The sequence below is a fragment of the Thiolapillus sp. genome (assembly GCF_048562965.1).
In the GTDB taxonomy this organism is placed as follows: Bacteria; Pseudomonadota; Gammaproteobacteria; order Chromatiales; family Chromatiaceae; genus Thiolapillus; species Thiolapillus brandeum_A.
This window is the reverse complement of record NZ_JBHNMF010000698.1, coordinates 1-1,586: the sequence shown is the minus strand read 5'-3', so window position 1 is coordinate 1,586 and position 1,586 is coordinate 1. Positions and strand designations below refer to the sequence as shown.

General features: G+C 55.7%; 1 protein-coding gene. It reads left to right on the top strand.

What is annotated here, in order from left to right:
• Positions 1 to 171 precede the first annotated feature (171 nt).
• Positions 172 to 1,503, top strand: a complete 1,332-nt coding sequence (locus tag ACOCD2_RS19300; RefSeq protein ID WP_293652569.1) for a S8 family serine peptidase — start codon at positions 172 to 174, stop codon at positions 1,501 to 1,503.
• The last annotated feature ends 83 nt before the right edge of the window (positions 1,504 to 1,586 follow it).

The window sequence follows — 1,586 nt, the reverse complement described above, 5'->3', positions numbered from 1 at the left end:
GAGCAGGATGCAGCAATCAGCGTATAGAACAAGCTCTAACGGGCAGTATGAACAAAATAGCAACTTTATTTCACCCGAAAATATACGGTGGAACAATGTTGCTTACTCTAAACTCTAGATGTGTTATTGAGGTAGTCTAAAAAACCGATAGAAGATCAGGAGGTCACTGTCATGTTGACCAGACAGATGCAGTTGTTCATTGCCTCAGCGAGTGTGATTTTTTGCTTTTCCGCTGTTCCCGCTTTTTCGGCCGCCGCCGGCAGTGATTTGAAGGCTGTCGATGCTGCCGATATCAGGCTGATAAGCAGTGGGCAACACCTGGATAAGAAAGCCGATGGAAAAAGTGATGAGGCGGCTGTCTATCTGATCCGGTTGCGTGATGCGCCACTGGCAAGCTACAAAGGCGGCGTTCAGGGACTCAAGGCAACCAGTCCCCGTTTCACGAATTCAGAAAAGCTGGATGCTACATCTTCTGCCGTTGCCGCCTACAAATCTTATTTGGCAAGGAGTCACAGCGCATTGGAAGGCGCTATCGAAAGTGCAATCGGGCGCCAGGCCAGGGTCGTTCGCGAATACTTCTATGGCAACAATGGCATGGCGATCTGGCTGACGCCAGATGAAGCTGAAAAGATCAGCCACCTGCCTGGCGTCGAGTTCATACAGCGTGATGTGAAACGGGAGCTGCATACCGATGCGGGGCCGTCCTGGATCGGTGCGCCTGCCATCTGGAACGGTGATGCCTTTCCCGCAAACCAGGGGGAAGGCGTGGTGGTGGGTATCATCGACACTGGTATCAATCCTTCCAATCCTTCATTTGCCGATGTGGGTGGTGATGGCTACGATCATGTGAATCCTCGTGGTGCGGGCAACTACGTGGGCGTGTGCAACAGTGGTGATCCATCCTACGACGCGACCTTTCCCTGCAACGACAAACTGATCGGCGCACGGGGTTATGATACTGGAGACAGCAACGGTACCGATCCCAGGGATGCCAACGGCCATGGCTCGCATACGGCCAGCACGGCAGCCGGAAACCACGTGGCTGTCGATATCATTGCGCCAACCATCACGATATCCGCCAACATCTCCGGCGTGGCGCCCCATGCCAATATCATCGCCTATGCGGGATGCTGCAGCCTGTCCGGGTTGTCCGGCGCCATCGATGATGCCATTGCCGATGGCGTGGATGTCATCAACTATTCCATAGGTTCGCCGGCAGTATCGGATGTCTGGAATGACTTCGATACCGTAGGTTTTCGCAATGCCCGTGCGGCAGGCATCTTCGTCGCCACTTCCGCAGGCAACGATGGTCCTGCTCCCTGGACAGTGGGTTCACCGGCAGAGGCACCCTGGCTTACTGCGGTAGGCGCTTCCACCCATGACAGGGCATTCGTAAAAAAGCTGTCAGACATGAGTGGCGGTGACACGCCAGCGCCGGCCGACATGACAGGCGAGAGCCTGACCAGCGCTGCCAGCCATGGAGAGCGAAGCGAAGGCTGGTAGACCCCAGTAGCCGCGAGGCCGCACTGTTTTCCCGGCGTGCCTTGCGCCAGAGGGAAAACAAAGTAGGCCTCCGAACGCGGCGT